Genomic DNA, 20,871 nt, shown 5'->3' with positions numbered 1-20,871 from the left:
CAGTCGGCGATCAAGGTGACTTAGGTGCCGTAGGGCTTGATGCCGGAAGTGTTCTCCATCAAAAAGGCAGCGGCCGCAAACAGGTGCACCGCATTCTTCTGTCCGATCTTGGTGAAGTTCTTCTCGTGTTGCAGGAGATGCTGAAGCAGCAATTTCGCATCCGCTCCCGCTGCCAATGCCGCGCTCATAGTGACATTCGTCATCATGAACAGCGCCGTTTCTGTTTATCAAAATTGGCTCTCAAATCCCTGGAAATCAACCATTCATGTCTCCGTGTGATGGAATGACTAAAGTCGCGCATCGGTCGGTCCTAAAGCTTTGACGCCCGCGTTCTGCGCGTCTTCAGAGGGCGTACAGAATTCGTCGCGTTCGGACCAACCAGCATTAATTCAGCCGTCGGCCCGCTTGATCGAAGAAGTGAAGTTTTTCGTATCCGGCCTGAACAGTCAGGATTTCATCGACCTTGATGCGGGATCGTCCGGACACTCTAAATACAACCGGTTGCTCGTTGGAAAGGAGTCCATGCACGTAGCTCTCGGCGCCGACGAGTTCCACGGCGACAACTCCAATCCTGGTTTGGAACCCATCCCCCTGAACGTCGTGTTCCGCTAGATACATATCTTCGGGGCGGATACCGACTGTGGCTGTACCCGCAGGGATTGTCAGTTTCTGTCCGCCAGACAAGACATTCAAGTTCTCCATCGAGAAAAGGTTCATGGAAGGTGACCCTATGAACGTCGCCACGAAGGTGGTCTCCGGTCGGTCGTAAAGTTCGATCGGGGTGCCGACCTGTTCGATCCGCCCAGCATTCAGGACGACAAGTCTGTCGGCCAGCGTCATGGCTTCCATCTGATCGTGCGTGACGTAAACACTGGTGGTCGACAGCGACCTCTGTAGCCGCTTGATCTCGACCCGCATCTGGACGCGGAGTTTTGCGTCGAGGTTCGAAAGCGGTTCGTCGAAAAGGAAGGCCACCGGTTCGCGAACGATCGCACGGCCCATGGCGACGCGTTGGCGCTGCCCGCCAGAGAGTTGTCCCGGTTTGCGATCGAGATAGGATTCGATTTCGAGCGCCTTGGCAGCATCGGAAATGCGTCGATCAATTTCGTCCCTCGGCGTGTTTCGGTTCTTCAACCCATAGGCGAGGTTCTGACGAACGGTCATGTGTGGGTAAAGCGCGTAGTTTTGAAATACCATGGCAATATCGCGATCGGACGGCTCCAGATCATTGACGATCCTGTCGCCGATCGCGATCGTTCCGGCAGTTATACTTTCTAGGCCGGCAATCATCCGCAATAACGTCGACTTTCCGCAGCCGGACGGGCCGACCAGGACAACCAGTTCGCCATCGACGATCTCGAGGGATATGCCCTTGACCGCCTCCACCGTACCGTAGGTTTTGCGGACATCTTCCAGGATAATATTGGCCATTATTTCTCTGTCTCCACGAGACCTTTGACGAACCATCGCTGCATCAGCACGACGACGAGAATGGGTGGAATGATGGCGAGGATCGCCGTGACCATGACGTAGTTCCACGGTGTCGATGCATCCGTGAAATCCACCATACGCCTCAGGCCTATGATGATTGTGTTCATTTTCGCGTCGTTGGTGACGAGAAGCGGCCAGAGGTATTGCGTCCAGCCATAGATGAACAGGATGACGAACAGGGCTGCGATGTTGGTGCTGGACAGCGGCAACAAGATATCACGCATGAAGCGGAATGGCCCTGCATTGTCGATGCGCGCGGCCTCCACCAGTTCACCGGGTATTGTCAGAAAAAACTGGCGAAACAGAAAGGTCGCCGTGGCCGATGCCATCAGCGGCAGTGTTAGTCCCGCATAGGTATCGATCAGGCCGAGGTCGACAATCACCTTGTAGGTGGGAAGGATGCGAACCTCCACGGGCAGCATCAGCGTAACGAAGATCATCCAAAAGAATGCCATGCGAAAGGGAAATCGGAAGAAGACGATGGCGAAGGCCGAAAGAAAGGAAATTACAATTTTCCCTCCCGCAATCGCCAGCGCCACGATGAGGGAATTGAGCAACAGGCGTTCAAGGCTGACGCCGACAACCCGCTCGACACCACCTGACATCGCCTCGGCGTAATTTTCCGTCATGTGACCGCCAGGCAGCAGCGACATGGGAGGTCGCAGGATCGCCTCCGAAGTCGCCGTCGAAGCAATGAACGTATAATAGATGGGGAAGGCGACGACGATGACCCCGATTATCAGAATGAAGTGGCCAAAAAGGCTGGCGATGGGGCGTCTTTCTATCATGTCAGGTCCTCAACCATAGTGGACCCGTTTCTCGACAAAGCGGAACTGGAACGCGGTCAACGCAATGACGATCACCATGAGGATGACCGACTGCGCCGCCGAAGAGCCCAGGTTCAGATTTACGAAGCCGTCGTTATAGACTTTATAAACCAGAGTTTCCGTTGCTTGAGCCGGGCCGCCTCCTGTCACCGAATGGATGATGCCGAATGTGTCGAAGAACGCGTAGACGGTGTTGACCACCAGCAGGAAGAACGTCGTGGGCGCAAGAAGCGGAAAGACGATCGTCCAAAAGCGACGGTTTCCCCGTGCACCGTCGATCGCAGCCGCTTCAATCAGCGATTTTGGTATGGCCTGCAGGCCGGCGATAAAGAAGAGGAAATTATAGCTGATCTGTTTCCACGCCGCGGCAACGACAACGAGTGTCATGGCCTGTTCGCCATTCAGAAGCGGGTCCCAGGCAATCCCGTTTCGCCGCACGAGATAGGCCAGCGTGCCCATGGCTGGATTGAACATGAATAGCCAAAGCATACCTGCGACTGCCGGGGCCACCGCATATGGCCAGATCAGTAGTGTGCGGTAGAAGCTTTGACCGCGCACGACTTTGTCGGCTGCCGTTGCCAGGAGAAGCGCGACACCCATCGAGAGCGCGGCTGTTAGCAGGCTGAAGACGACTGTGACCTGAAGGGCATGGAGGTAGTTCGGATCAGAGAGCACATTCCTGAAATTGGCGAGGCCGACGAAGGCGCTTTTGAGGCCGAATGGGTCTTGGCGTACCATCGACTGGTAGAGCGCTTGGCTGGCTGGCCAGAAAAAAAAGATCAATGTCAAAATGATCTGCGGCGCTACCAGCAGAAAAGGGAGGACCTTGTTCGGAAACGCGACAGTGTGCACGGATTTCTCCCGAAGCGGCGGAAAAGTGTGAGTACGCCACAATGCCGTGCGCATCGTCTGCGCACGGCATCCGATGACAGTTCTAGTTGCCGATCGCTTCGGCGATCGCCGCATTGCCGCGCTCGACGGCCTTATCGAGGGCGGCTTTTGCATCTTGCTTGCCGGCAAGCATCGCCTCGAATTCTTCGTTCATGATATCCCGTACTTGAGGAAGATTAACGAGGCGCACCCCCTTGGAGTTGTCGGTCGGCGCCTTGCCCATCATCTGCAGGATCGGCGTTTCGCGGCCTGGGTTCTTGTCGTAGAAACCGGATTTCTTGGTCTCCTCATAGGCTGCGTTGGTGACCGGCATGTAGCCCGAGACTTGATGCAGGAGGGCCTGGATCTTAGTCTGGGAGAGGAAATTAAAGAACTGGGCAACCCCCTTGTATTCCTCGTCACTCTTGCCGCCGAAGACCCATAGGCTAGCACCGCCCGGAATCGTGTTCTGCGGACCGTGTCCTTCGTAGTACGGCAGCTGGCCGATGCCATACTTGACACCGGACTTGATTATATCGCCGAGTCCTCCGGACGATTCCGTCAGGATTGCGCACTCGCCCGACATGAACAGCTGTTTGGCCTCCGACGTCCGTCCGCCATAGCGGAACGTGCCGTCCTTCGCGAGATCGGCGATCGATTGGAAATGTTGAACAAAGAGTGGCGTGTTGAACTCGAGTTTGACGTCATTTCCACCCAGACCGTTCTGATTGGTGCCATAGGCGACGTTGTTCCAGGCCGCAAGGTTTTCCGTCTGAATCCAGGTTAGCCATGTGGACGTGAGACCGCACGGGGCCGCGCCACCCGTCTTGATCTTCTTGGCGGCTTCGAACACCTCGGGCCATGTCTTTGGCGGGTTTTCCGCGTCGAGTCCGGCTTTGGCAAAAATATCCTTGTTGTAGTAGAGGATCGGAGAAGAGGAATTGTAGGGGAAAGACAGCATGGTACCGTCGGGCTTTGAGTAGTAAGCGACGATTCCGGCAAGATATTGCGACTTGTCGAAAGTGAAGCCGCCTTTCTGTAGCACCTCCGCAGCCGGGAGGATGGCACCCTCGGCCCCCATCATTACGCCGCTTCCCGCGTCGAAAACTTGTATGATCGCAGGGGCCTGTTTAGAACGGAACGCGGCGATCCCTGCATTCAATGTTTCGGGATAAGTTCCCTTAAACACTGGCGTGATCGTATAGTCGCTTTGGCTCGCGTTGAATTCCTTGGCAAGTTGGTTGACGACTTCATTGTTGGCGCCCGTCATCGCATGCCACCATTGTAGATCGGTGGCAGCGCTGGCTGGCAATGCAAGTAATATGGCAAAAAGGGTAGCCGATGCGGCCAAAGGATGCTTGAACATGATTTCCTCCCTGTACTGACAAAACTAGGTACGTTGCATATTTGCGAACTCCAGGACCGGTCCTCCTCGACCGCTGCCGAAGTTCCAGCATCAGGCTCATTTGAAGCCTGATCCATCTTTCGTGCTCCCGAGCCGGTAAATAGACCGGGAGACGCGTTTGTCCAGCCCGCCTAACAGGATGCGGAAAAAGGCGCTTGCTGCGAGCGGACTGGCGTGATTCCATGCCCGAGTGATTGGCCGGCAGGAGCAGGACATGCGGGGCAGTGATATCCAGACGGCGGGTCTGTTTTCTTATGTGAGCTGCGAAGCACGCGTTCCGACAAGCCATCCGCTGCGGGCAATCCGCGCGATTGTCGACGAGGCACTGGAAGTTCTGTCGCCTGATTTCGAGGCGATGTATTCAGCGATCGGCCGCCCGTCGATCCCGCCGGAGAAGCTTCTGCGCGCCCTGTTGTTGCAGGCTTTCTACACGATCCGCTCGGAGCGCCAGCTCATGGAGCAGATGGACTACAATCTGTTGTTCCGATGGTTCGTCGGCTTGTCGATGGACGCGCCGATCTGGGACGTCACCGTGTTCACCAAGAACCGTGAGCGACTCCTGGCTGGCGACATCGCCGCCAAGTTCCTGGCCGCATTGCTGAGCCAGCCGCGAGTTAAGGCTCTCTTGTCAGACGAGCACTTCTCGGTGGACGGCACCTTGATCGAAGCCTGGGCCAGCATGAAGAGCTTCAAGCCCAAGGACGAGACTGATGGTGACGGTGATGACAACAACGGCTCCGGCGCTGACGCGAACAAGCCCGCAAAGGCTACGGCACGCAACCCTGAGCGGGATTTCCACGGCGAGAAGCGCAGCAACGCAACTCACGCGTCGACCACCGACCCGGATGCCAGGCTTTACAAGAAGGCCCGTGGGCAGGCGGCCAAGCTTTGCCACATGGGCCACGTCACCCTGGAAAACCGCAACGGGCTGGTTGTCGACGCCACGCTGACCCATGCGACAGGAACCGCAGAGCGCGAGGCTGCACTGGATATGGTGGGCCGCATGGATGGTCGTCATCGCATCACATTGGCTGCAGACAAAGCCTACGATACGGCAGACTTCGTTGCCGCCTTGCGGGATATCAAGGTGACGCCACACGTTGCTCAGAACACGGCGAACCGACGCTCAGCCATCGATGGTCGTACCACCCATCACCCCGGCTACGCTGTCAGTCAGCGCATCCGAAAACGCATCGAAGAGGTATTCGGCTGGGCCAAGACCAGCGGCGGAATGCGCAAGACCCGCCATCGCGGAAAGGATCGCGTCGGTTGGATGTTCACCCTGACAGCGACGGCTTATAATCTGGTGAGGCTGCCAAAGCTGCTGACGACGGCATAATCGCGCCCGCAATCCGCCGAGACACGGCGGATGACGACAAAATGGCCGAAAAGGCCGCTGAAAAAGCCTCATCCCCGCTCGTCTTCGAACCGTCTAGCGAGGATCGGTAGAAAAATTAGCGCTATTTCCGCAACCTGCTAAAGACCCGCAATCTTTATGAGATCGTCCTTCGCGCCAGGCCCAGTAGCCAAAACCGGTGCGCCCTTCGTCAGATTGTCGCCCGAGACATCGAAGGGGTGATAATATCCGCCCGATTCTTCGATAAGGCAGAAACCGGCCATGCAATCCCAAGCGTGCATATAGGGCTCGTAGTAACCGACCAGACGGCCTGCTGCGACATAGGCCAGCATCAGTGCGCCGGAGCCGTTGCGAATGAAGTTACCTCCGGCCTCGAGCAGGTCTTCGACCATTTTTCCAACGAACGCAGGGGTGACATAGTTGTTGGCCCCAATACCGGTGACGGAATTGTGAATGGTGCGGGCCGGATCGAGCGATAGAGCCTTGCCATCAAGGGTCGCACCTTTTCCAGATGCGGCGGCATAAAGCTCGTTGAAGCACGGGGCGTAGATTACCCCGATGACCGGCCTCCCGCCATGAAGCACCGCAATGGACACGCACCAGTTGGGCATGCCGTTGACGAAGGGACTCGTTCCATCGATCGGATCGACCACCCATGTATAGCCCGACGTGCCCTCCATCAGACCGTATTCCTCACCGAGAAAGCCGTCGTGAGGATTAGCCTCCGCTACACGGGCGCGAATGAGGTTTTCCACTTCCCTATCGGCGACGGACACAACATCCTGCAGGTCGCGTTTCGTTTCGATGACAAGTGTTTCGCGCCGATTGAAATAGTCGAGAGCGACTTTGCCGGCCTCTTTCGCCATAGCTTGCGCGAGTATGAATCTCATATCGAGGCGTGAAGTCTGAGATGCCATTTTGTGGTCCCTTACAATATCTGTCTCAGCCATTGATGATGGCGATGCCGCGGCCTTTGAAGCCAACGGAAACTTCGGTTTTGGGCGCCATTGCCCGTTCGACCGCAGGATCCACGACGAACAATGTGCCGGTGCTGGTTTCAACCTCGTACTCCACGTGATCGCCGAGATAAGCGGAATGGGTGATCTGGCCCGGGAAAGCCGCGCCGGAGGCGGGTTCGAGAGTAATTGAATTCGGCCGCACGGCCAGATTAGCCGGGCCGAGACGCGCGTTGCGGCTAGGAACGCGGTGTTCGAGCAAACCGATGCGGATCGTGGCATCCGCGCCTTCGACGCGGACGACGTCACAGGGCACCACGTTTGCCTCGCCCATAAAATCGGCAATGAAGGCGGAAGCGGGAGCCTCGTAGAGATCGCGTGGCGAACCTTCCTGTGCAATCCCGCCATCCTTCATGATGATGATTCTGTCCGAGACGGCCAGAGCTTCATCCTGATCGTGGGTGACGTAGACGGCTGTAAAGCCGAGCCGCTGCTGCAACTCGCGGATCTCGGTCCTAACCCGCCGGCGCAGACGTGCGTCGAGGTTTGACAGAGGCTCGTCGAGCAACAGTACCTGCGGCTCCAGAATGAGGGCGCGGGCCACAGCGACGCGTTGTTGCTGGCCGCCCGAGAGCTCCGCAGGCAAGCGGTCTCCCATGCCGGCGAGACCTACGAGCTTCAGTCCTTCTTGGGCGCGTTCGCGCGCCTCCTTGTGTTTCATGCCGGACGATTCGAGGCCATAGGCGACATTGTCCAGTGAACTCATATGCGGAAAGAGCGCATAGGACTGGAACACCATGGAGACGTCGCGTTCGTTGGCTGGCAACATGGTCACATCAGCACCGCCAATCAGGATCTTACCAGAGGTTGGATGCTCGAGCCCGGCCAACATCCGTAAGGTCGTGGTTTTGCCGCAGCCAGAGGGACCCAGCAGCGTTACCAGTGTGCCGGGCTCTATGGTCAACGACAGATCGTGGATAGCGGTGAAGGCGCCGAACTGCTTCTTGATGCCCTGGAAGACGACAGAGCCGGCACGGGACTTGATCATACGGTTTTCTCCTGACGAAGAGGACGAGCCGGGGCCGGGGTCACACCGGCAACGCGATTTTCTCGTCGCAGACGGCGTTCGCCGACAAGCAACTGGAAGCCCGTGATAACCACGACCATCACGACAATCAGCATGGAGGAATAAGCGATAGCCACGCCAAACTCGCCATTTTCGACGAGCCCGACGATATAGGAGGTAGCCATGTTGTACTGGGCGCTGACCAGAAAGATGACAGCGCTGATTGAAGTGATAGCCCGCACGAACGAATAGACCAGAGCGGCCGTAATCGCCGGCCGCAACAATGGAAGAATAACCTTGCGGATCGTGCGGAAACTATTCGCCCGCAAGGTCAGAGATGCTTCATCAAGGCTCTTGTCGAGCTGGCTCATGGCCGCCACTCCCCCGCGCACGCCGACCGGCATGTTCCGGAAGACGAAGCAGGCGATCAGAATCAGGGCCGTTCCGGTCATCTCCAGGGGTGGCAGGTTGAAGGCCATAATGTAACTGATACCGATGACGGTACCGGGAATAGCAAAGCTCATCATCAGCGCGAACTCGAAGATATTACGTCCGGCGAACTTCTGACGAACGATCAGGTAGGCGGTCAGAAGCCCGACCGCCGCTGTCAGGGGCGCCGAAATTAGTGCAATCTCCATGGTCGTCCAGAAGGAATTCCAAGCCACCCCCGTCCAGGCGACGACACCGTTCTCGATCGAAACGGAGAATGCGCGTTCGTAGTGCTCTAACGTCAAAGAGTTATCGAGACCCCAGGTCTTCACGAACCCTCCGAACACAATCATCCCATAGATGACGATGGTGAAGATCATCCATGGGATGACCAGTGCGTGGACGCCAATCGATAGGGGGCGGGGAAGGGCGATATGCGATCCACTGTCACCCTTGCCGGTGACAGTGGCAAAGTTCTTACCGGCCAGCCAGAAGCGTTGGGCGAGAAAAGCCGTCAGCGTGAAGCACAACAGGATGATGGCAAGCACGGCAGCGCGTGACGGATCGTTCTGCGAACCAACAACCGCGAAAAATACTTCCGTGGAAAGCACACCATGACTGCCGCCCAGAACCAGTGGATTGCCAAAATCCGCCATGCTTTCGATGAAACCGATCAGGAAGGCATTGGCAAGCCCGGGCTTCATCAACGGCAGCGATACGCGCCAGAAGGTGCGCCAACGGTCAGCCCGCAGTGTCTGTGATGCTTCCTCCATCGAAGGACTAACGCCTTCGACAACGCCGATCAAGACAAGGAAGGAGATGGGCGTGAACGAGAGGACCTGCGCTACCCAAATCCCCGTAAGACCATAGAGCCAGCGGCCGGGCTCGAGTTCAAAGAGGCTCGACAAGCTCTGGGTAATGACACCGGCGCGGCCGAACAGAAGCGTCAGGGCAAGGCCGATGACGAATGGGGGTGTAATGATCGGCAGCACGGTTAAAAGCCGCAGCCCCTTCTTGAAGGGAAATTTCGTGCGGGTGGCCACCAGCGCGAAAGCTAGGCCCATGAGGGTTGAGCCGCCAGCAGTCAAGATCGCCAGCCAGAGCGTGCGCCACGCGACACCGCAGCGTTCGCCTCCACCAAGGCAGCCGAGGCTCCAGATCGAATTGTCTTGGATATTGCGAGTAAAGCCGTCTGGGTTGAATGAGCCATCGAAATCCTGAAAGGCACCCACCAACATGCTGCCAACAGGGTAGAAGACGAAAATGGTGACGAGAACGATCAGCATGGTAATGGAGGTGACGACGAAGGCATCACCCTTCATCACACCGCGTTCTGCAAGGCCAAAGGAAAAGAGAAGAAGAAAACAAAGAGAGGCCATTATGGCACCGGCGCCCATTGAGGGTTGGCCATCCGTCATGGCGCCAAACAAGGTCTCGCTGATTGACCAGGTCCAACCCGAGAAGCCGATGGCAAGACCTTGCAGCGCAAGAAACGTGATGCCGAGACCTCCCGACCAGACAAGTAGAGTGCCGCGCCGCATCGGGTCGGACACGAAGCGTGCACAGGTACCAGCAGCGATTAGAATTGCGGCGACAGCCAGCCACCAACGACCATAAAATACACTCTGTACGATGCCCGGGGCGACAGTGGCTTCCATCGGGAAATCCGACAACCAGCTAAAACCAAGAAAGCCGCCCTCGATCCTGTACCACGGAACGATTGCAAATGCAGCGATCCCGAGCAGTAGGGCAAGGTCGAGTCTTCGGTTGCGATGGTCCATGCGATCCTCGCGCCTTATCCATGATATCGGCAATGGTGCGATAGCTGGCCGGAAACCGATCCTTATCTTTGGAGGAGGGATTGGATGAGATTTCCGGCCGTGGAGAAATCAAAAATCCCTAGTTGGCATTGGCGCTGATTTCGCGATCCCAACGCTCAAGCAGTTCCTTTCGCTTGGCCGGATCGCCGTAGGTCTTGAAGTCGTAGTCGATCAGCTTGATATCTTCGAAACGCGGGGCTTCCTTGGGAATTTCCGCGCTCTTGTTGGACGGAAGCTGGAAGGATTTGGCATCCTTCATGCGGGATTGGACCTCGGGCGTCAGTGCCCAATCGTACCACGTTTTGGCGTTTTCGAGATTTTTTGCGCCCTTGATGATCGACATCGAGCCGATTTCGTAACCGGTTCCCTCACAGGGAGCGACCGACTTGACCGGAAAACCTTCGGCCGTCATTGCCACTGCATCGTGCATGAAGACAATACCGATGGCCGTCTCGCCGCGCGCTGCCGCTTTCACGGGTGCAGAGCCTGATTTGGTATACTGCGAAACATTGGCATTGAGCTGCTTTAGATAGTCAAAGGCCTTGTCTTCACCCATGATTTGCACGAGCGAGGCCAGCGCGGTGTAGGCGGTGCCCGAGGAATTCGGATTGGCAATCTGGATTTCGCCCTTGAACGCAGGGTTCAGTAGATCGGCCCAGCACTTTGGTTCCGTAAAACCCTTGGCCTTGAAAATTTCGGTGTTGTAACCCCACCCGAGTGCGCCCGCATAAACACCAACGGTTTTGTAGCCTGAACTTTCGGCCTGCTTCTTCGCCCAGTCCTGCAGTTGGTCAAGAAGCGGTGACTTGTACTCCAACGTCAGGTTCTCTGATGCAGCCTGGAGGTGCGGATCGCCCGTGCCGGCCCACCAAATATCAGTTTTCGGATTGCGAGCTTCCGCGCGGATCTTGGCATAGGTTTCGCCCGAAGACAGGCGCACCATGTTGACCTTGATATCGCCATGAGCCTTTTCGAAATCGCCCGTCATCTGCTCGCAGATGACGACATCTGCCGAGCAGATGAGATTGAGGTCGCCGGCGGCCTGTGCCGAAATTGCGATGCTGGATATTCCTGCGGCGAGCAATGCAGTCCACATACGAGACACACTCATGAATTTCTCCTCCAGTTGAAATGACGCCTCCACGCCATTCGCTTTTTGCAAGCGCGTGCAAATGCTGCATGACGTCGGCATGGGTGTCAAATGATTTCTTCTCGACTCTGTCGCCACGCGATCAGGACCATTCTGTTGCACACTATTGCAAAGTCGTGCAAAGATGGAGACCTGGTGGAGGAACTGATGTCGCAGAAAGTTTTTGTTAGCGCGCAGGAGGTTGCCCAGAAAGCTGGTGTATCGCGTTCGGCGGTGTCGCGGACGTTCACGGCGGGAGCAAGTGTATCGCCGAAAACACGTCAAAAGGTGATGGAAGCCGCGGAGGCGCTCGGCTACCACGTGAATCATCTGGCGCGGGGCCTGATGCTCAACGAGAGCGGCATCGTCTGCCTGATTGTTTCGGATATGGGTACGCCCTACCGTTCGGAGCTCCTACGAGCTTTGACTCAGCAATTGCAGAATTCCGGTAAGATCGCGATGCTGATCAATACGGATCGTTCCGACGGTAGTGTCGATCTGGCCCTCAAGCAGGCCATTCACTATCGCGCTGATGCGTCCATCATCCTGTCCGGGCTGCCCGATAAATCCATCACCGATCTCTGCCTGAAAAACGGACAGAGACTTGTCCTCATCAATCGTGACGATGACCGTAAAGGGGCTTTCCGGATCAATCTAGACGATGAGGAAGCGGCGGCCTGCATTGCCACAGCGTTTCACCGAGCGGGATGCCGCAAGCTCGCTTTCGTAAACTCGCAGGCCGGGACGCCAAGCCTGATGGCACGCGAGCGCGGATTTGTGAATGCGGCGAACGCCTTGGGGCTGGATGTCGCCGTCGTTCATAATGGCCCAACGGGATATCAGAGCGGGCGTGCTATGGCACAACAGCTCCTGACGCGGCCTGATCGGCCTGACGCGGTTTTTTGTGCCACGGATCTTCTGGCGTGCGGCTTTATGGATGCAGCACGCCATCAATTCTCCGTGACTATTCCTGACGAGCTTTGTGTGGCCGGCTTCGATGATATCGAACAGGCTTCGTGGAGTTCATATGAATTGACGACATTCTCGCAACCCGTCGACGAAATTGCACGCCAGGCGGTCGGTTGGCTGGAAGCCGACATGCTCTCGTCTAATCAAATCACCTCCGTGCGCCTGCATGCTGATTTAGTCTGGAGAAACTCAATCCGCGGCAAATAAGTGGCGTGGCAATTTCACCATGCACATGGCGTCGGTGTTGGTATCTTGAATGCGACCGGTGAAGACGTATTAGCAGGTTGCGGAAATAGCGCTAATTTTTCTACCGATCCTCGCTAGACGGTTCGAAGACGAGCGGGGATGAGGCTTTTTCAGCGGCCTTTTCGGCCCTTTTGTCGTCATCCGCCCTGTCTCGGCGGATTGCGGGCGCGATTATGCCGTCGTCAGCAGCTTTGGCAGCCTCACCAGATTATAAGCCGTCGCTGTCAGGGTGAACATCCAACCGACGCGATCCTTTCCGCGATGGCGGGTCTTGCGCATTCCGCCGCTGGTCTTGGCCCAGCCGAATACCTCTTCGATGCGTTTTCGGATGCGCTGACTGACAGCGTAGCCGGGGTGATGGGTGGTACGACCATCGATGGCTGAGCGTCGGTTCGCCGTGTTCTGAGCAACGTGTGGCGTCACCTTGATATCCCGCAAGGCGGCAACGAAGTCTGCCGTATCGTAGGCTTTGTCTGCAGCCAATGTGATGCGATGACGACCATCCATGCGGCCCACCATATCCAGTGCAGCCTCGCGCTCTGCGGTTCCTGTCGCATGGGTCAGCGTGGCGTCGACAACCAGCCCGTTGCGGTTTTCCATGGTGACGTGGCCCATGTGGCAAAGCTTGGCCGCCTGCCCACGGGCCTTCTTGTAAAGCCTGGCATCCGGGTCGGTGGTCGACGCGTGAGTTGCGTTGCTGCGCTTCTCGCCGTGGAAATCCCGCTCAGGGTTGCGTGCCGTAGCCTTTGCGGGCTTGTTCGCGTCAGCGCCGGAGCCGTTGTTGTCATCACCGTCACCATCAGTCTCGTCCTTGGGCTTGAAGCTCTTCATGCTGGCCCAGGCTTCGATCAAGGTGCCGTCCACCGAGAAGTGCTCGTCTGACAAGAGAGCCTTAACTCGCGGCTGGCTCAGCAATGCGGCCAGGAACTTGGCGGCGATGTCGCCAGCCAGGAGCCGCTCACGGTTCTTGGTGAACACGGTGACGTCCCAGATCGGCGCGTCCATCGACAAGCCGACGAACCATCGGAACAACAGATTGTAGTCCATCTGCTCCATGAGCTGGCGCTCCGAGCGGATCGTGTAGAAAACCTGCAACAACAGGGCGCGCAGAAGCTTCTCCGGCGGGATCGACGGGCGGCCGATCGCTGAATACATCGCCTCGAAATCAGGCGACAGAACTTCCAGTGCCTCGTCGACAATCGCGCGGATTGCCCGCAGCGGATGGCTTGTCGGAACGCGTGCTTCGCAGCTCACATAAGAAAACAGACCCGCCGTCTGGATATCACTGCCCCGCATGTCCTGCTCCTGCCGGCCAATCACTCGGGCATGCAATCACGGCAGTCCGCTCGCAGCAAGCGCCTTTTTCCGCATCCTGTTAAACCGCTTGAGCGAGATTATCATTAATCCGCTGAGCCGGCTGTCTGTACGACAAATGTCGCCGTCTCTAATGTGTTGCTTGATCGGCCCTTGTTCATGTCGATGGGTTACGGTCGTCGATCGCGGTTACCGCGGATGGCAAGCCGTGATATCAGGACCGCATGATTTCATCATCCGGGGAGATGAGCATGTTTGACGCAAAGGCCATTGCCGACACCGGCAAGCCGGATTTCTATCATGAGCTCGGTTCCCAGCTGCACGCACTTCTCTCGAGAGAAAGCGACGCGATCGCCAACGCAGCCAACACCTCGGCGCTGATTTTCCAGATGCTACCGGATCTCAACTGGGGCGGCTTCAAATCGCCGTAACCGCAATCCACCCACGAAAGAAACCCGAGACCAACTCACAGTTTACCCCCAAAATTTATACCGCTGATCTAAGCTCGATACCGAATCGAGAGTAAGGGTGGGTCTTTGGGCTTCCCGGTCGGTTTTTCTGAAAATACAGCCGAAGTTCCACAGGGCCTTAGCCGAGACTAAGCACAACGAAATCCGCTCGCTCACTAAATCCAACCTTCGCCAAGGATGACGGCCTCGTTGTTCAGTTCCATAAAAACATCGTTATGGCGCCCTAGCTCACAGGTCGGTCGATGCCGTTCAAGACCGCCATACTGCCTTCACCTCTTGAAGGGAGCGCTGGGCTAACGCTCCTCTTCGCATTGGTAGAACTTCTAGGCGCTCCGAGCGTCGAATTGCAGATGGCAACGATCCAGCCGCGCTCCATATCAGTGGTATTTCATGCCATGTTAGGGACGGCATCTGCGAACGCACATGCGATGTCCTGCCTAGTCGCGAGATAGATTTCATTCCGACGCTCTGAGAGGAAGGCAAGGATGTTACGGAAGGCCTGAAACCGAGCGGGGCGACCGGCGATCCTCAAATGAAATCCTATGTTCAGCAGCCGCGTTTTCCCCCTCTGTGCCTCTCGCTGGAGCGTTTCAAAGGCATCTCTTACGTATGTCACCATTTCCTCGGAATTTACAAAACCGTTCGGATGGAAGAACTTCATATCATTTGTGTCCAGGGAATAGGGCACGACGACAAGACCTTGCTCCTCGCGAGACCAATACGGAAGATCGTCGTCGAATGCGTTCGATGTGTATGTGAACCCGCGTTCCACAAGAAGGTCTCTCGTCCAGACACTTTCGCTGCCTCTGCAGAAAAAGCCGCGCGGTCTGACCCCGCAGTGCTTTTCCAACGTTGCTATGCAACGGTCCAAGTCCGCTGCTTCGCTATCCCTGTCACGGTAATCGGAATGGGGTCTCCACAACCACCCATGAACGGCCGCTTCATGCCCACGCTCGACAACGATCCGCGCGAGGTGGGGCGATCTCTCTACGGCCCTCCCGCAAAAGAAGAACGTTGTCGGGACCGTGAACTCGTCCAACTCGTCGATAATGCGCCAGATACCGGCCCGCATCCCATAGGCGAATATCTGTTCCTGCCCAAGATCTCTCGTTCCGGCGTTGACGACGCTGACCACCTCGCCAATGGTCTCACTTACGGCGTCACCGTCACCAACCTGGCGCTCGGCGCCTTCACCGCGGTGTTCAGTATTGTCGTAGTGTTGTAGAAAACGATGTCCCTCGGGCTATCGCGGAGATAGAGGCTTTCCGGGCCGCCAAAGTCGGCGTTGGTGGCCACATCCTCAGACCCGACCGCTGTCAGCCAAAGTCTCCAACAGACGATCTGGTCGGGAGCCTTTGCTGGCACCATCGTACCACCCCCGACAACCTTGCTGCTCAATGCGCCGCAGTACGCGACGGGAAGGGCGTTGGCAGAGGCCGCAATAGTGCACATCAACGCAAAGCTCAGCGGCAAAGCCAATGTGGTGCTGCTAACCCAGGATACAATGCAGTATCTAACGCCCAGGTTTGAGGCGATGCGGGACGCCTTCGCAAAGTTGCCTGGCGTTACGATCGTCGCTGATATCGCGCCCAGCCCCGTCACCAGAGGAAGCGGCTTCGCGACCATGACTACTGTTCTCTCGGCTAACCCGGATATCGACGTTGTCATTGGTGGCGATGCAGTGGTGCTCGGTGCGCTGGCGGCATTGCGTGCTGCCGGCAAAGATCGACCCGACCAGTTTCTGGGGGGCATAGATGGTGAGCCGGAAGCTGTATCGGAGATCAAGAAAACTGGTAGCCCGTTCAAGGCAAGTATTTCTTTGTCCTCGCCTGTATTCGGCTACGCAATGGGCCAATTCGCCGCCGACTGGTTGGATGGCAAGAGTATCCCCCAGGCGATGGACATTCTGCCCATCGCACTCACGCGCGCCAACCTTGCCCAGTACGAGGCCGATCTCCTCAATCCTGCAGCTGTCTACGTCGATCCGATCCGGAGATCCAAATATCTCAGGATGTACGGCAACATCTGTTCGATACGAGGGACCAGTACATAAACTTTCCCTGGTCGTCGGAAACAAGTAAATAGGCGGTGGTCCTGATCCTCGGTCAGGACGGGCATTTCGGTCGCCTGCTTCAACACGTAGGTCCTGACCAAAGCGAGATTCCAATTCCTTACGGGAGGAGGACCACCAAAGTCGGTCGAGCTCAGCAGCATGACTTCGGCGACGACGATGCGGTCACGCTCGATATCGCCTTGTTCCTTTCATAAGCCTTCCGCCGGAGAAGCGACGTTCGTCGTGACGCGGATATTGGCACCCTGTCGACGTGGCATTGTCGAGCGGCGGCGATGTGCAGCAGACTATCACCTGGGTAGGATGAATAGTTGGAAGGCATAAAAAAGCCCCAACCGCGAATGAGCGGCCGGGGCATCCTTTGTGAAACACGTAGGCAATATCACCGTCACTCTGAATGTGCGCACTCATTATCGTTTCAGAGTACCTCGACAACGCGACGTCCCCTGTCACCCCAGGAACTGACGTCGGAAACTAAATCGCCTATCCGATGCCCTGGAATTGAGTTGGGCGGTGCCCAAATCTGTTCCCTGCTCGTTCATGGATCGGGGGTACGCGTTCAGGATTAGTTCATGCACTCTACCGATTTAGTGAGTGTTAAATCGCAAAATACACCCTAAGATGTATCTATTCGAAATGCATAGAGAGGGTTGTTTTGAGCGAGCGGAAAATTGTTATCAAAAAATTTCAGGGCGTATGGGTGGCTTCGATCTTTCACAATGGCGCCGATGAACACCGAGCATTTCGCACAAAAGACGAAGCAGAGGACTACAGCAAAAAGCGAACCAAAGCACTGACCGACCGGGAAGGTTGACGCGGCGATTTGGCCTAACCGCCTTGTACGCCCATCGTCCACGCGGGTTTATTGTCTCGTTTTTGTGTGGTCAACTCTACCACCTAGTAGCGGTCCCAACTCTGCGTGATTCAATTTTTGCACAAGGGGAGGGCGCTGTTCCGTTGTCGGGCTGGTCTCGCTGAGCGACAATGAACGAGAACTGGCCCCACATGCGAACCGCCGCCGTTGTGGTTGCCGGGGGGCAGTCCGTCGGCCTATGAGGAGGCCTGCGAAGCCGTCCGACCGGAGAATGCTGCGGTCGCGCTTGCTTGCATTCTCGAGCGGGCAGGGCACATAAATTCGGCCGGCGGCTAGGTGGAAAACTCGCATTGACAGGTTCTTGTCCAATCCCGTGAGACAAGACGCCAGACGCGAAGTTCTATTCCCGAGCGGGACTGCTCGTCGAAACCGGAGAAACTGTCTCATCACTAGATCACGAAGAAATCCGCGTTGGTGAGTGTCAGATTGGCGCTCATCGTGGCGAAGTGGATGCCCCCACCAGCGATGCTGCCATTGGCATCATAGTAGAGTTCGCCTGTGTCCTTCTCGTAGATGATGCGGTCGCTGCTATCGCCAGCAAAGCCGGTCGAATTCGACGCGAAGGCACCGGATGCAAGTGTCCCCACCGCAGCCAGTGCCGTGAAGATGGCGTTCTCAAGGCGGATGGTGTCGGCGGCGACGTTGTAGTCGGTGATCTTGTCAATCGCGCTTAGCGCCGATTTGAAGTCAAACCGGTCCGCGCCGGCGCCGCCAGTCAGCGTATCATTGCCGCCATAGCCGATGAGGATGTCGTTGCCATTGCCTCCGCTGATCGCGTTGGCACCAGTGCTGCCGTAGAGGACGTCATTGAAGTTTGAACCGGAGAGGTTCTCGATCGACACGTAGGTGTCGCCCTTGGCGTCACCGTTGTTGATCGACGGTGACGTGAGATTGGCAACGACACCGGTAGTCGCCGTGGAATATGACGCGCGGTCTGTACCGCTTCCGCCATTGAGAGCGTCGGCACCACGGCCACCGACGAGGGTGTCGTTGCCGTTGCCGCCGGACAGAGCATTGTTGAAGGTGTTGCCGGTGAGAACATTGTTGAGGTTGTTGCCGGTGCCGTTGAGCGCGGTCGCGACATTGACCAGCGTCAGGTTTTCGACTGCAATGAGGCCACCGGTCGCGAGCGAACGGCTGATCGTCGATGTGGCGCTGTCGAGGCCGCCCGCGTCGACGACGGTGTCAAAGCCGTTTTCGAGAATATAGAGATCGTTGCCGAGGCCGCCGTCGAGAATGTCGGTGCCGAGGCCGCCGGTGAGGGTGTCGTTGCCGCGATAGCCGAACAGCCTGTCATTGCCGCCAAAGCCGAACAACTGGTCGTCGTCGACGACCGACGTGAATTGGGGATAGTCGTTTCCCTCGATCGTGTTGGCAAGGTTGTCGCCTTGCAGGATGTCGTCGAAGCTGCCGCCCGCGAGGTTCTCGATCGAGATATAGACGTCGAGGTTCGCCTGTCCTTTGTTGATCGACGGGGTAAGGAGGCTCGCGGTCACGCCGAATGTACTCGCATCATACGACGCGGTGTCGCTGCCGGCTCCACCGTTGAGTATGTCACCTCCCGCCTTGCCGACCAACGTGTCATTTCCGTCGCCGCCCTCCAACGTGTTCCTGAAGCCATTGCCATAGATGTAGTCGGCGTAGCGGGTCCCCACGACGTTGTCGATGTCGATGTAGGTGTCGCCGGCGGCGGAACCCTTATTGTAGCCCGGCGCTTCGAGTTCCACGACCAGGCCGGGCGCGCCTGTCGAATAGTTGACCGTGTTGTTGCCCGTCCCTCCATCGAATGTATCGGCCCCGCCGCTCGTCATGAACACGTCGTCGCCGCCGAAGCCTTTCAGGAAATCTGCCCCTCGAGAACCGTAGAACGTGTCCGCGCCCTCGAGCAGGCGCTGGATGGCATAGGCGAAGCCGCCAAGTCCCACGGTCACCAAAAAGCCGGTGTCCACGTTGAACGACGTGGTGATGTAGAGGTTCGTGAAAAGGCCCGGGTCACTGGTATCGAATGCAATTTCGCTGATGACACCATTGCCAGCGCCGTCGAAGGTGCCGTTGGCGGCAAACATCGTTGCGGGATTGAGGGACAAAAGATCGAACGAAATGGACGTGTTGGTAGTCGTCTGCAAAGGGGGGCCTGGCACATCCCGAACGTCGTTCCAGTTGGTCGCTTCGAGGCACTGGACGATAGCCATTTTCAACCTCCTTGAATGGATGGTGTCATTGCCAGCCCGGCGCGTCAGTCATTCCGTCGACACCCGCCTCAGTTATGCTGTTCCGCATGGCAGGGCTGCGACTACCGGTCCCACCGGTATTTTCCGTCATCTGCGTGGCAAAAGCCAGTACCGAAGAGGGTGCAGCCTGGAGCACGGCAATGGCGTTTATGGCCGTGCGTGGGCCGAGAATCTCGACGGCCAGGCTAGTCTCTGCGAACGGGTATGCTACGCCTTTTGGCTGATAGTTGTACTCAATTGTTCAGGTGCAGCCCCGTCGCTCCCCGTCGACCAAACTGGCCAAGGCCTGGCGCTGCTTGAATATCGTGGGATGCGCTATTCTCACTGTGCGTGCCGCCCCATCTCCCTGTTGATCCTTGACACGTGCGCCCATCCCGTCACACTCGGCTGTCCACGCGACATGAATTGCAACCTGCCGGGGGGTGAAACGTGGGTAAGTCTGACCAAATCAGGTGGGCTCGTATTGAGGGTGAACATGGCGCAGGTCGCCTACTATCACGACTCTAGCGAGGGTGTGATTTTGTATTTTTCGACGCCCCATAACGACCAACTGCGGATCAAGGTGCTTGAGGATCTTGCCCAGGTAAATGACGTGTTGGAACAGTCGCTGCATCCGAAGCATGGTGAGTGGATCGTACGCATGAGAGGGAGCATCGAACTGCCATGACCCACACCACCGATTTCATCGCTGAATTGTTTCGAGCGGCGAACGAGGCCGAGAAGATCACAGCATTCGAGAAGAGGCGGCTGCTTGAGCGGGCGATGCGCACGATCTACGATTTGCGCGACAAGGCAGGGATGGTGCCGGGCAAGGGACTGGCGGACGCTGCGGATCGCATCAGGATCACCTCAGCAACCCTTGATCGTCGATCAACCGGGGATGTGCGATCGGCACTGCTCTTGAGCGCCGATATGATCCGAAGCCTGAAGATCGCGTTGGATGCGAAAGATCAGGTTTTGAGGGACGGATGAGGAATTCGAGCGATGACGAGCAGAAACCCGGAGAACCGCTACAAAATGTGCAAGAACGAGGGCGACGAGTTCTGGACCGTTTATGACATCTTCACTGGAGAGCCGGCCGAGATGAGCGGAACGTGGCTGACTGCCTGCGAGATGGACGAAGCCAACGACCTCGTTGACCTCCTGAACCTCGAATATATCAACCGCCGCAAGGGACGACACATTGAGTGACGGCAAGATTTACCAGTTCAGGGAGGGGCCGACCTATCAGGCCGCAACCAGGGAAGAGCAATGGCAAACCGCCCTGAGGATGGACGCCGAACGGCAAGTTCAGCACGACACAGCCGCCTGGCTCATCGTAGCGCTAATCAGCACCGCTCTGTTCG

Annotated in this window: 19 protein-coding genes and 2 pseudogenes; 9 read left to right on the top strand and 12 right to left on the bottom strand. The window is 57.1% G+C overall.

Annotated features, from left to right (window positions below; genetic code table 11):
• Window positions 1-20: 20 nt before the first annotated feature.
• The 5 genes from QO002_RS27475 to ugpB all read right to left on the bottom strand — a co-directional run bounded on the left by QO002_RS27475 (window position 21) and on the right by ugpB (window position 4,554).
• Entirely contained in the window at window positions 21-206 is a 186-nt protein-coding gene (locus tag QO002_RS27475; protein WP_307235947.1) for a hypothetical protein, read from the bottom strand.
• A 178-nt stretch (window positions 207-384) separates the two neighbouring features.
• Window positions 385-1,431, bottom strand: coding sequence for a sn-glycerol-3-phosphate import ATP-binding protein UgpC (locus QO002_RS27470; RefSeq protein ID WP_307235946.1), 1,047 nt, complete (start codon window positions 1,429-1,431; stop codon window positions 385-387).
• Complete coding sequence (gene ugpE, locus QO002_RS27465; RefSeq protein ID WP_307235945.1) at window positions 1,431-2,279, bottom strand: sn-glycerol-3-phosphate ABC transporter permease UgpE; 849 nt, start codon at window positions 2,277-2,279, stop codon at window positions 1,431-1,433. Before ugpE ends, QO002_RS27470 begins: the two co-directional genes overlap by 1 nt.
• Window positions 2,280-2,288: 9 nt before the next feature.
• Complete coding sequence (ugpA, locus tag QO002_RS27460) at window positions 2,289-3,170, bottom strand: sn-glycerol-3-phosphate ABC transporter permease UgpA (protein ID WP_307235942.1); 882 nt, start codon at window positions 3,168-3,170, stop codon at window positions 2,289-2,291.
• 82 nt (window positions 3,171-3,252) lie between these two features.
• The gene (gene ugpB / locus QO002_RS27455) at window positions 3,253-4,554 is read right to left on the bottom strand and encodes a sn-glycerol-3-phosphate ABC transporter substrate-binding protein UgpB (protein WP_307235937.1); all 1,302 of its coding nucleotides are present in this window, start codon (window positions 4,552-4,554) and stop codon (window positions 3,253-3,255) included.
• A 253-nt stretch (window positions 4,555-4,807) separates the two neighbouring features.
• On the opposite strand from ugpB, the gene QO002_RS27450 reads away from it, so the two are divergent.
• Entirely contained in the window at window positions 4,808-5,932 is a 1,125-nt protein-coding gene (locus QO002_RS27450; RefSeq protein ID WP_307228028.1) for an IS5 family transposase, read from the top strand.
• A gap of 137 nt (window positions 5,933-6,069) precedes the next feature.
• Here the strand turns inward: QO002_RS27450 and QO002_RS27445 are convergent, their stop codons facing one another.
• The 4 genes from QO002_RS27445 to QO002_RS27430 all read right to left on the bottom strand — a co-directional run bounded on the left by QO002_RS27445 (window position 6,070) and on the right by QO002_RS27430 (window position 11,317).
• On the bottom strand, window positions 6,070-6,867 hold the full coding sequence (locus tag QO002_RS27445; RefSeq protein ID WP_307235936.1) for an inositol monophosphatase family protein: 798 nt from the start codon (window positions 6,865-6,867) through the stop codon (window positions 6,070-6,072).
• Window positions 6,868-6,892: 25 nt separating this feature from the next.
• Window positions 6,893-7,954 (bottom strand): ABC transporter ATP-binding protein, encoded by a 1,062-nt coding sequence (locus QO002_RS27440; RefSeq protein ID WP_307235934.1) that lies wholly within the window; start codon window positions 7,952-7,954, stop codon window positions 6,893-6,895.
• On the bottom strand, window positions 7,951-10,182 hold the full coding sequence (locus QO002_RS27435) for an ABC transporter permease (protein ID WP_307235932.1): 2,232 nt from the start codon (window positions 10,180-10,182) through the stop codon (window positions 7,951-7,953). Before QO002_RS27435 ends, QO002_RS27440 begins: the two co-directional genes overlap by 4 nt.
• A 118-nt stretch (window positions 10,183-10,300) precedes the next feature.
• Entirely contained in the window at window positions 10,301-11,317 is a 1,017-nt protein-coding gene (locus QO002_RS27430; RefSeq protein ID WP_503128904.1) for an ABC transporter substrate-binding protein, read from the bottom strand.
• A 201-nt stretch (window positions 11,318-11,518) separates the two neighbouring features.
• Between QO002_RS27430 and QO002_RS27425 the strand changes: the two genes are divergently transcribed.
• Window positions 11,519-12,526 carry a LacI family DNA-binding transcriptional regulator gene (locus tag QO002_RS27425; RefSeq protein WP_307235928.1) on the top strand — a complete coding sequence of 336 codons (1,008 nt, stop codon included), beginning with the start codon at window positions 11,519-11,521 and terminating at the stop codon, window positions 12,524-12,526.
• 210 nt (window positions 12,527-12,736) lie between these two features.
• Here the strand turns inward: QO002_RS27425 and QO002_RS27420 are convergent, their stop codons facing one another.
• Window positions 12,737-13,861, bottom strand: a complete 1,125-nt coding sequence (locus tag QO002_RS27420; RefSeq protein WP_307235926.1) for an IS5 family transposase — start codon at window positions 13,859-13,861, stop codon at window positions 12,737-12,739.
• Between the two features lie 269 nt (window positions 13,862-14,130).
• On the opposite strand from QO002_RS27420, the pseudogene QO002_RS27415 reads away from it, so the two are divergent.
• Window positions 14,131-14,298, top strand: a pseudogene (locus QO002_RS27415) (GAF domain-containing protein); the annotation flags it as partial.
• 439 nt (window positions 14,299-14,737) lie between these two features.
• Here QO002_RS27415 and QO002_RS31005 read toward each other — a convergent pair.
• On the bottom strand, window positions 14,738-15,421 hold the full coding sequence (locus QO002_RS31005; protein ID WP_370878613.1) for a polysaccharide deacetylase family protein: 684 nt from the start codon (window positions 15,419-15,421) through the stop codon (window positions 14,738-14,740).
• Between the two features lie 216 nt (window positions 15,422-15,637).
• On the opposite strand from QO002_RS31005, the gene QO002_RS27405 reads away from it, so the two are divergent.
• The 3 genes and pseudogenes from QO002_RS27405 to repC form a co-directional block, all read left to right on the top strand.
• Window positions 15,638-16,402 (top strand): sugar ABC transporter substrate-binding protein, encoded by a 765-nt coding sequence (locus QO002_RS27405; RefSeq protein ID WP_370878612.1) that lies wholly within the window; start codon window positions 15,638-15,640, stop codon window positions 16,400-16,402.
• 673 nt (window positions 16,403-17,075) lie between these two features.
• Complete coding sequence (locus QO002_RS27400) at window positions 17,076-17,234, top strand: hypothetical protein (protein ID WP_307235921.1); 159 nt, start codon at window positions 17,076-17,078, stop codon at window positions 17,232-17,234.
• 219 nt (window positions 17,235-17,453) lie between these two features.
• Window positions 17,454-17,567, top strand: a pseudogene (repC, locus tag QO002_RS27395) (replication initiation protein RepC); the annotation flags it as partial.
• A 116-nt stretch (window positions 17,568-17,683) separates the two neighbouring features.
• Here the strand turns inward: repC and QO002_RS27390 are convergent.
• Window positions 17,684-19,486 (bottom strand): calcium-binding protein, encoded by a 1,803-nt coding sequence (locus QO002_RS27390; protein WP_307235919.1) that lies wholly within the window; start codon window positions 19,484-19,486, stop codon window positions 17,684-17,686.
• Between the two features lie 514 nt (window positions 19,487-20,000).
• On the opposite strand from QO002_RS27390, the gene QO002_RS27385 reads away from it, so the two are divergent.
• Genes QO002_RS27385 through QO002_RS27375 form a run of 3 tightly spaced genes read left to right on the top strand, consistent with a single transcriptional unit; the run spans window position 20,001 to window position 20,716 of the window.
• Window positions 20,001-20,192, top strand: a complete 192-nt coding sequence (locus QO002_RS27385) for a hypothetical protein (RefSeq protein ID WP_307235917.1) — start codon at window positions 20,001-20,003, stop codon at window positions 20,190-20,192.
• Window positions 20,189-20,497, top strand: a complete 309-nt coding sequence (locus tag QO002_RS27380) for a hypothetical protein (protein ID WP_307235915.1) — start codon at window positions 20,189-20,191, stop codon at window positions 20,495-20,497. The genes QO002_RS27385 and QO002_RS27380 overlap by 4 nt, the downstream gene beginning before the upstream one ends.
• Before the next feature lie 12 nt (window positions 20,498-20,509).
• Window positions 20,510-20,716 (top strand): hypothetical protein, encoded by a 207-nt coding sequence (locus tag QO002_RS27375; protein WP_307235872.1) that lies wholly within the window; start codon window positions 20,510-20,512, stop codon window positions 20,714-20,716.
• The last annotated feature ends 155 nt before the right edge of the window (window positions 20,717-20,871 follow it).

The organism is Pararhizobium capsulatum DSM 1112 (assembly GCF_030814475.1).
Lineage (GTDB): Bacteria > Pseudomonadota > Alphaproteobacteria > Rhizobiales > Rhizobiaceae > Pararhizobium > Pararhizobium capsulatum.
Note: the sequence above shows the minus strand (reverse complement) of the source record. Positions and strands in the feature narration are given on the sequence as shown.

Excerpts from the sequence above, each read along its gene's own strand:
- QO002_RS27475 (WP_307235947.1), bottom strand. The coding sequence starts at position 206 with ATGATGACGAATGTCACTATGAGCGCGGCATTGGCAGCGGGAGCGGAT.
- QO002_RS27470 (WP_307235946.1), bottom strand. The coding sequence starts at position 1,431 with ATGGCCAATATTATCCTGGAAGATGTCCGCAAAACCTACGGTACGGTG.
- ugpE (WP_307235945.1), bottom strand. The coding sequence starts at position 2,279 with ATGATAGAAAGACGCCCCATCGCCAGCCTTTTTGGCCACTTCATTCTG.
- ugpB (WP_307235937.1), bottom strand. The coding sequence starts at position 4,554 with ATGTTCAAGCATCCTTTGGCCGCATCGGCTACCCTTTTTGCCATATTA.
- QO002_RS27450 (WP_307228028.1), top strand. The coding sequence starts at position 4,808 with ATGCGGGGCAGTGATATCCAGACGGCGGGTCTGTTTTCTTATGTGAGC.
- QO002_RS27445 (WP_307235936.1), bottom strand. The coding sequence starts at position 6,867 with ATGGCATCTCAGACTTCACGCCTCGATATGAGATTCATACTCGCGCAA.
- QO002_RS27440 (WP_307235934.1), bottom strand. The coding sequence starts at position 7,954 with ATGATCAAGTCCCGTGCCGGCTCTGTCGTCTTCCAGGGCATCAAGAAG.
- QO002_RS27435 (WP_307235932.1), bottom strand. The coding sequence starts at position 10,182 with ATGGACCATCGCAACCGAAGACTCGACCTTGCCCTACTGCTCGGGATC.
- QO002_RS27430 (WP_503128904.1), bottom strand. The coding sequence starts at position 11,317 with ATGTGGACTGCATTGCTCGCCGCAGGAATATCCAGCATCGCAATTTCG.
- QO002_RS27425 (WP_307235928.1), top strand. The coding sequence starts at position 11,519 with ATGTCGCAGAAAGTTTTTGTTAGCGCGCAGGAGGTTGCCCAGAAAGCT.
- QO002_RS27420 (WP_307235926.1), bottom strand. The coding sequence starts at position 13,861 with ATGCGGGGCAGTGATATCCAGACGGCGGGTCTGTTTTCTTATGTGAGC.
- QO002_RS31005 (WP_370878613.1), bottom strand. The coding sequence starts at position 15,421 with ATGCGGGCCGGTATCTGGCGCATTATCGACGAGTTGGACGAGTTCACG.
- QO002_RS27390 (WP_307235919.1), bottom strand. The coding sequence starts at position 19,486 with ATGGCTATCGTCCAGTGCCTCGAAGCGACCAACTGGAACGACGTTCGG.
- QO002_RS27385 (WP_307235917.1), top strand. The coding sequence starts at position 20,001 with ATGGCGCAGGTCGCCTACTATCACGACTCTAGCGAGGGTGTGATTTTG.
- QO002_RS27380 (WP_307235915.1), top strand. The coding sequence starts at position 20,189 with ATGACCCACACCACCGATTTCATCGCTGAATTGTTTCGAGCGGCGAAC.
- QO002_RS27375 (WP_307235872.1), top strand. The coding sequence starts at position 20,510 with ATGACGAGCAGAAACCCGGAGAACCGCTACAAAATGTGCAAGAACGAG.